The organism is Streptomyces sp. NPDC055189 (assembly GCF_053606765.1).
The window spans coordinates 1-6,622 of the sequence record NZ_JBSGSG010000168.1; the positions used below are offsets into that span (position 1 = coordinate 1).

A 6,622-nucleotide genomic window follows, 5' to 3' on the forward strand; every position below is an offset into this window, starting at 1 on the left:
ACCACCGAGATCTAAGCGTCAGATGTGTATAAGAGACAGGGCCCGCCGCGTCTTTGCATGTCCCAGTGAGTCACGTGTCCCATTGGGACATTTCGAGGAGTAGAGTCGGATGCATGAGCGCCCGGGGGGTTAGGAAGCGCACAGAACGAGGAACGAGAAGAGGCATCCCAGATGTCAGCGCAAGAGAGCCCCGCCATGCCCGCCGAGATGAAGGCCGTCCAGTACCGCACCGTCGGCGCCGCCCCCGAGGTGGTCACCGTCCCGCGCCCGGAGCCTGGCCCCGGCCAGGTGCTCCTGAAGGTCACCGCCGCGGGCGTCTGCCACTCCGACATCGCGGTGATGAGCTGGCCCGCCGAGGCACTGGCCTTCCCGCTGCCGCTCACCCTCGGCCATGAGGGCGCGGGCACCGTCGCCGCCCTCGGCGAGGGCGTCACCGGCTTCGAGGTCGGCGACTCCGTGGCGGTCTACGGACCCTGGGGCTGCGGAGCCTGCCTGATGTGCGCGCAGGGCAAGGAGAACTACTGCACGCGCGCCGCCGAGCTGGGCATCCTCCCGCCGGGACTCGGGGCGCCCGGCGCCATCGCCGAGTACATGATCGTGGACGACCCGCGCCACCTGGTCCCGCTGGACGGACTCGACCCGGTGACCGCCGTGCCGCTCACCGACGCGGGCCTGACCCCGTACCACGCCATCAAGACCTCCCTGCCCAAGCTGACCCCCGGCAGCACCGCCGTGGTCATCGGCACCGGCGGCCTGGGACACGTCGCCATCCAGCTGCTGCGCGCGCTGACCCCGGCACGCGTGATCGCCCTGGACGTCACCGACGAGAAGCTGGGTCTGGCCCAGCAGGTCGGCGCCCACGAGACGGTCCTGTCGGACGAGCACGCGGCGCCGAAGGTCCGCGAACTGACCGGCGGCCTCGGCGCCCAGGCGGTGTTCGACTTCGTCGGCGCGGCGCCCACCGTCGCCACGGCGACCGCCTGCGCCGCGGTGGAGGCGGACGTCACGATCGTCGGCATCGGCGGGGGAGCGGCGTCCGTCGGCTTCGGCACCACGCCCTACGACGCGGCGGTCCGCGCCCCGTACTGGGGCAGCCGGGCCGAGCTGATCGAGGTCCTCGACCTGGCCCGCTCGGGCGCGATCGACGTCCACGTGGAGACGTATGCCCTGGACGACGCGCCCAAGGCGTACGAGAACCTGCACGAGGGCCGGATCAACGGCCGGGCGGTCATTCTCCCGAACGGCTGATCCGGCCCCGGTGGTGCACCGTCGCCTGTCGCTCTGTGCCTACACGCGAAGGAGTTGCTCCATGGACTCGCGGTACTGCCGCAGTGCCAGGCGCAGTTCCTCCGTGTGGGCCTCGGTGTCCTGGTCCTGCCAGCTGGTGCGCAGGGTGCGGCGTCGCTCCGCGAGGGTTTCGGTCAGATGCCTGACGGCGTCGTCGTAGAGGCTGTCGGCCTCCTCCACCGCCTGTCGCGGGCTCTCGACGAAGGTGCTGAGGGCCTGCTGGAGCCGCAGGCTGAGCTTGTCGCGTTCGTCCTGCGGGAGCAGTACGGAGCCGGTGGCGTGGGTGGTGGGAGCCCCGGGGGTCTTGGCGTGCGCGGGGCCGGAGCCGTGCGCGGGATCAGGGCCGGGGGCGGGTGCCGAAGCAGGTGCCGGGGCAGGTGCCGGGGCGCCGCTGCCGATACCCGGCTCGTGCGGTGTCTCCAGCGGTGTCCCGCGCGGGGTGAGGTGCCGGGCGTCCGTCATGAGGTGCCACTTCCCTTCGCGTGCCGTCGGGGCAGGGCCCACGTCGTGTTGCCGCGGGCGGTGGTGGCCGGCTCGGTGTGCCGGGTCGAGTCGGTCGCGTGCTCGGCGACCAGGGCATCGAAGAGGCGCCGGGCCTCGACCATGGCCGCTCGCATCTCCTCGGTGCCGCCCTGTCCGCGGACGGCCGTGTGCACGCTGCGGTAGCCGTGGACGGAGTGGGCGTGGTGGACGGAGAGCGCGGCCACCTGTTCGTCGAAGCGCTCGCCGTCGGGGAAGCCCCGGTCCCTGGCCAGGCGGGCAAGGAGCGCGTCGGCCTCGGTCACGGCCTGCTGCGGGGATTCGACGAACTGCTCCTGGACACCGGCCCATTGGGCCACGTAGCGCTCGCGCGCGCCGGGCGGCAGGGGTTCGGGCTTGACGGAGCCGTGCAGTCGTACGCGTTCGCGGAGTTCCTGTTCAGCTGCCCGTACGTCGCCGTCGTGACGGGCGACGGTGTAGTCGTACTCGGGCCCGAAGCGGGACTTCAGGCCGCGTCCGCCGCCCCGGGCTCGCCGCAGTCCGACGAAGAGGACGGCGGCTGCCGCGATGACGACCACGGCGATGATGACGGCGGTGATCATGGCTGCCTCCCTTGGTCTCGTGGTCCGTTCGGCGCTGTGGCCGGCCGATGGGCACCCACACGTGTGGGTACCGATCGGGGCGTATGTGATCAGCGGTTGAACGGCTGATTCTGGATTCGCACGGCAACCGAGTACCCCCATGTCCCGCGATCAGTCGGGTCCGTCGTGCGGGAGGAGTTCACCGGGCGGGAGGAGCCCGCGAGGGCAGGGCGCAGGGATGGGCCGACCGGCGCTCAGGAAGCGCCGAAGGTCCGCCGGTAGGCCTCGGGCGGCAGCCCCGTGACGCGGGCGAAGTGGCGCCGGAGTGTGGCGGCCGTGCCCATGCCCGTGCGGGCCGCGATCCGCTCGATGCTGTCGTCGCTCGACTCCAGCAACTCCTGTGCCTGACGCACGCGTTGACTGAGGAGCCAGCGCAACGGCGCCGTTCCGGTGACGGCATGGAAGTGCCGGGCCAGATTGCGGCTGCTCATGCCCGCCTGCCGGGCCAGCACCTCCACCGTGAGGGGCTGGTCGAGGCGCGCGAGCACCCAGGGCAGCAGCTCGGCCAGCGGATGGTCGCGTCCGTGCGCCACCGGCGCCGGGATGAACTGCGCCTGCCCGCCGTCCCGGTGGGGCGGCGTCACAAGTCGCCGGGCCAGCGCGTTGGCCACCGTCGCCCCGTGATCGGCCCGGACGATGTGCAGGCACAGGTCCATGCCCGCTGCCTTCCCCGCCGAGGTGAGCACACGGCCCTCGTCGGTGAAGAGCACCCCGGCGTCGACCGTGACGCGGGGGTGGAGCGCGGCGAGCAGGTCCGCGTGCGCCCAGTGCGTGGTGGCGCGGCGGCCGTCGAGGAGCCCCGCCGCGGCCAGCACGAAGGCACCCGTGCACAGCGAGACGATCCGGGCGCCCGCCGCGTGGGCGGCGCGAAGGGCGTCGACCAACTCGCCCGGCGGTTCCTCGCCGATGTTGCGCCAGGCAGGGACGATCACCGTCTGCGCGGCGGCCACGGACTCCAGACCGAGGGCGGGATCGGCGCGCAGCCAGTCCCCGACCCGCGTCCCCTGCGTGCCGCACACGCTGAAGGAGTACCAGGACCCCGCCAGATCGGAGTGGTCCGAGCCGAAGACCTCGAAGGCCGCGGCGGCCTCGAAAAGCATGCTGCCCTCGGGAAGTGCCATCGCCACGGTCCGCATGTCCGAAACTGTACGCCCCTCGTCATTCCGGCCGCTGGTGAGGTGTGCGCCGGGCGCGGAACATGGTGCGAGCAGGGCACACCGCCCTCTCGTACACCGGGAGTCAACCATGAGCAGCACCCCCAACACCCGCCTCACGACTGCTGGTTCGGGCTCCGGCGCCCGGTCCGGCGGGCCGACGGTCGCCGTCGTCGGCGCCTACGGCCACACCGGCCGCTTCGTCGTGGCGGAACTGTTGCGGCGCGGCGCGGCGCCGCTGCTCGTGGGGCGCGACCGGGGGAAGCTCGACGCGCTGCGCGGCCTGGCCCCCGAAGCGCCGGTGCGCGTGGCGTCCACCGATGACGCGGCGTCCCTCGACCGGGCCCTGGACGGCGCGGTGGCGGTCGTCAACTGCGCCGGACCGTTCCTCACGACCACCCTCCCCGTCGCCGACGCCGCACTGCGCGCGGGCATCCCCTACCTGGACGTCGCCGCCGAACAGGGCGTCACCGCAACGCTGTTCGACTCCTACGGCGAGCGCGCCCGGGAGGCGGGCATCGTCATCGCACCGTCCCTGGCGTTCTACGGCGGCCTGGGCGACCTGCTGGCCACCGCCGCCCTGGGGGACTGGCCGGACGCGGACGAGATCACCCTCGCGTACGGCCTGGACAGCTGGCACCCGACGCAGGGCACCCGCCTCACCGGGGAGAGCAACGCCGGGCAGCATCTCGTGTACTCAGGAGGCGCGCTGCGCCCCTTCGGCTACTCCCAAGACGTCTTCGCGTGGGACTTCCCCGAGCCGTTCGGCACCGGGGACGCCTCCGAGTTCGCGACGGCCGACCAGGTCACCCTGCCGCGCCATGTGCGCACCCCCGAGGTGCGGGCGGTGATGAACCTGGCGCCGCTGCGGGACATCCGCTCAGAGGACACCCCGGAGCCCGTCCCCGCCGACGAGGGCGGGCGCTCCGCGCAGACGTTCGTCGTCGAGGCGGTCGTCCGGCGCGGCAAGGAGACCCGCCGCGCGGTCGCGGGCGGGCGCGACATCTACGCGGTGACGGCGCCGCTCGTCGTGGAGGCACTCGAGCGCGTCCTCGGCACACGCTCCGTCGCGGCGGGCGTACTGGCGGCCGGAGAGGCGTTCGACGCGGCGGACTTCCTGCGCGCGCTCACCCCCGACCACCTCACCCGGCTCGAACTGCCCTCCGCGGCGCTGGTCCGCTAGAGATCCGCGACCCGCACCGAGAGCCCGTAGTCGAGCTCGGACCCGTCGACCAGGAGCGCCTCGACGGTGCGGGTCGCGGGGTCGATGTCGGCCTCCATTCCGTCGCCCGTGTACCGGGGGAACCCGGAGGCTCCGGTCTCGCCCGTGGCGACCACCACGGCCGAGCGCAGGGCGCCGCGGCCATCGGTCGTACTCTCGCCGTTGCCCGCGAACCCGGGCACCAGCAGGATCTCGAAACGCTGCGCGACAGTGCTCATGCACGTGACGCTAGACAGGACCGGCGCGCCACGCATGTCCACCGCGCCGCACACGCTCCTATCCGAGCGTCAGATCGACCGCCATCCGCCCCGGCAGGGCGGCTTCCGGTTGCGGTTCGACGCGGACGGTGGCCTCGGCCGTGCCGGGCGGGCCCGAGAGCGGGTCCGCCCGGCAGGTGAGCGTGTACACGCCCGCCCTGGGAGCGCTGAGGGAGAACCGTCCCCCGGCGTCCGTCATGGCAGCGATGTCCGGCAGGGGCTGGGGCCCGTCGGTGAACAGGACGTGAGCCCCCGCCACCGGGGTGCCCGAGGCGTCACGGACGACGCCGGTGATCTCCACTGCTGAACCGCTGCCGCTCATCGGGGTCCGCTCACGCCTTCCACGCCACGTAGTTGTTGTAGACCGGGGTGGTGAACCGGGTTCCCGAGTTCACCCGCGACCCGCCGTAGGCGTGGATGCCGAAGCCGTAGCGGCCCGTACTGTCGATGCGGTAGACGGAGCTGCCGCTCTGTCCGCCCGCGGTGTCGATGTCGTAGTACACCTTGCGCGCGGCGACCGAGTCGATGCCGCGTGCCGCGTACCACTGCGTCCCGGACGGCTTGTCGCCCGGATAGCCCGAAATGTTACCGGTGGTCTTGAGCAGGTCCGAGTCCGACCAGACGCCGAAGCCGAACCAGCCGGTGGTGGAGCCGATGTTGTTGGGCGTGATGATGGCGCCGTAGTCGAAGTTCTCGTCGCCATTGGTCGTCCAGCCGGTCACCGAGCGGAAGCTGGTGCAGGTGATGCTGCCGTAGGGCAGGGAGGCGCCGTTGCGGCCCGGCATGACCTGAATGCTCTTCACCCAGCCGTCGCGGCCCGCCACGCCGCTGCCCTTGATGTAGACGACATGCCCTGCCGTGGCGAGGGTGTGCGGTCCCAGGAGCCAGCCGGTGCCCTGGTAGAGGGCGTTGTCGCGGGCGGTGATCAGCAGGTAGCAGTGCACCCGCCAGGGATACACGCTGGTGTTGGTGATCTGGACGCGGTCGTCGGGACCGTGCACGGTCTCCGGAGCCAGCGGGGGCGGCCCGAAGGACGCCTCTCCGATGTCGGGCAGGGAGGCGGTCGGGGCGGTCCAGGCCTCGGGTGCGAAGTGGTCCGGGCGCTGATAGCCCTCGACGTTCTCCAGGCCCTCGCCCATCGAGTGCTGGGCCTGGCCCTGGGTCCCCTCGGAGGGCGGCTGCAGAACCGCTCCCTGCTCGGTGGCCAGGGACGGGGCCCCGTCGGCGGGCTCGTTCGTCACTGCGGTGTGTGGATCTTGCGCCATTCTGGATCACCCGGCTTTTCTGAGAGCTGCGATGTGATGCCTGTCCGGACGCCGCGGCCGCAACGTTTTGGGTCAATGCCCCTTCTACTGCCGCCGGACAAGTGCGGCAATGAGTCTTTTGCGCCGACCGTCGCGCGGTCGCGGGCTCTGCCGCCGGAGGCGCCGGGCGCGTCAACCGACCGGCTCCCGGAGCCCATCCGGCGCTCGCGGCGTCAGCTCGCCCCCGCCGCCCCATGGCGCGCGGCCCCGGCCCGGTCCCGGCAGCCCCGGCCGGGCACCCGTGCCCCGCCCGCAGCGGGCGTGGGCGGGGCACGGG

General features: G+C 72.6%; 8 protein-coding genes. 2 read left to right on the forward strand and 6 right to left on the reverse strand.

Annotated features, from left to right (window positions below; translation table 11 throughout):
- The first annotated feature begins 207 nt into the window (after positions 1 to 207).
- Positions 208 to 1,248 (forward strand): NAD(P)-dependent alcohol dehydrogenase, encoded by a 1,041-nt coding sequence (locus ACWFR3_RS46300; protein ID WP_453740757.1) that lies wholly within the window; start codon positions 208 to 210, stop codon positions 1,246 to 1,248.
- Positions 1,249 to 1,287: 39 nt separating this feature from the next.
- Here ACWFR3_RS46300 and ACWFR3_RS46305 read toward each other — a convergent pair whose 3' ends face one another.
- From ACWFR3_RS46305 to ACWFR3_RS46315, 3 genes are all read right to left on the reverse strand, one after another.
- Positions 1,288 to 1,749, reverse strand: a complete 462-nt coding sequence (locus tag ACWFR3_RS46305) for a hypothetical protein (RefSeq protein WP_453740750.1) — start codon at positions 1,747 to 1,749, stop codon at positions 1,288 to 1,290.
- Positions 1,746 to 2,369 (reverse strand): hypothetical protein, encoded by a 624-nt coding sequence (locus ACWFR3_RS46310; RefSeq protein ID WP_453740751.1) that lies wholly within the window; start codon positions 2,367 to 2,369, stop codon positions 1,746 to 1,748. The genes ACWFR3_RS46305 and ACWFR3_RS46310 overlap by 4 nt, the downstream gene beginning before the upstream one ends.
- A gap of 233 nt (positions 2,370 to 2,602) precedes the next feature.
- Positions 2,603 to 3,544: a helix-turn-helix domain-containing protein gene (locus ACWFR3_RS46315; protein WP_453740752.1), complete on the reverse strand. Its 942-nt coding sequence runs from the start codon at positions 3,542 to 3,544 to the stop codon at positions 2,603 to 2,605.
- A gap of 109 nt (positions 3,545 to 3,653) precedes the next feature.
- On the opposite strand from ACWFR3_RS46315, the gene ACWFR3_RS46320 reads away from it, so the two are divergent.
- A complete protein-coding gene (locus tag ACWFR3_RS46320) occupies positions 3,654 to 4,745 on the forward strand; it encodes a saccharopine dehydrogenase family protein (RefSeq protein ID WP_453740753.1) in 1,092 nt (363 codons plus the stop codon).
- Here the strand turns inward: ACWFR3_RS46320 and ACWFR3_RS46325 are convergent.
- From ACWFR3_RS46325 to ACWFR3_RS46335, 3 genes are read right to left on the reverse strand one after another with little or no spacing between them, the layout of a single operon-like run.
- Positions 4,742 to 5,002 (reverse strand): hypothetical protein, encoded by a 261-nt coding sequence (locus ACWFR3_RS46325; RefSeq protein ID WP_453740754.1) that lies wholly within the window; start codon positions 5,000 to 5,002, stop codon positions 4,742 to 4,744. The two genes, ACWFR3_RS46320 and ACWFR3_RS46325, sit on opposite strands and share 4 nt — an antisense overlap.
- A 58-nt stretch (positions 5,003 to 5,060) precedes the next feature.
- Positions 5,061 to 5,363, reverse strand: coding sequence for a carboxypeptidase-like regulatory domain-containing protein (locus ACWFR3_RS46330; RefSeq protein WP_453740755.1), 303 nt, complete (start codon positions 5,361 to 5,363; stop codon positions 5,061 to 5,063).
- Positions 5,364 to 5,373: 10 nt separating this feature from the next.
- On the reverse strand, positions 5,374 to 6,306 hold the full coding sequence (locus ACWFR3_RS46335; RefSeq protein ID WP_453740756.1) for a trypsin-like serine peptidase: 933 nt from the start codon (positions 6,304 to 6,306) through the stop codon (positions 5,374 to 5,376).
- Positions 6,307 to 6,622: the final 316 nt, after the last annotated feature.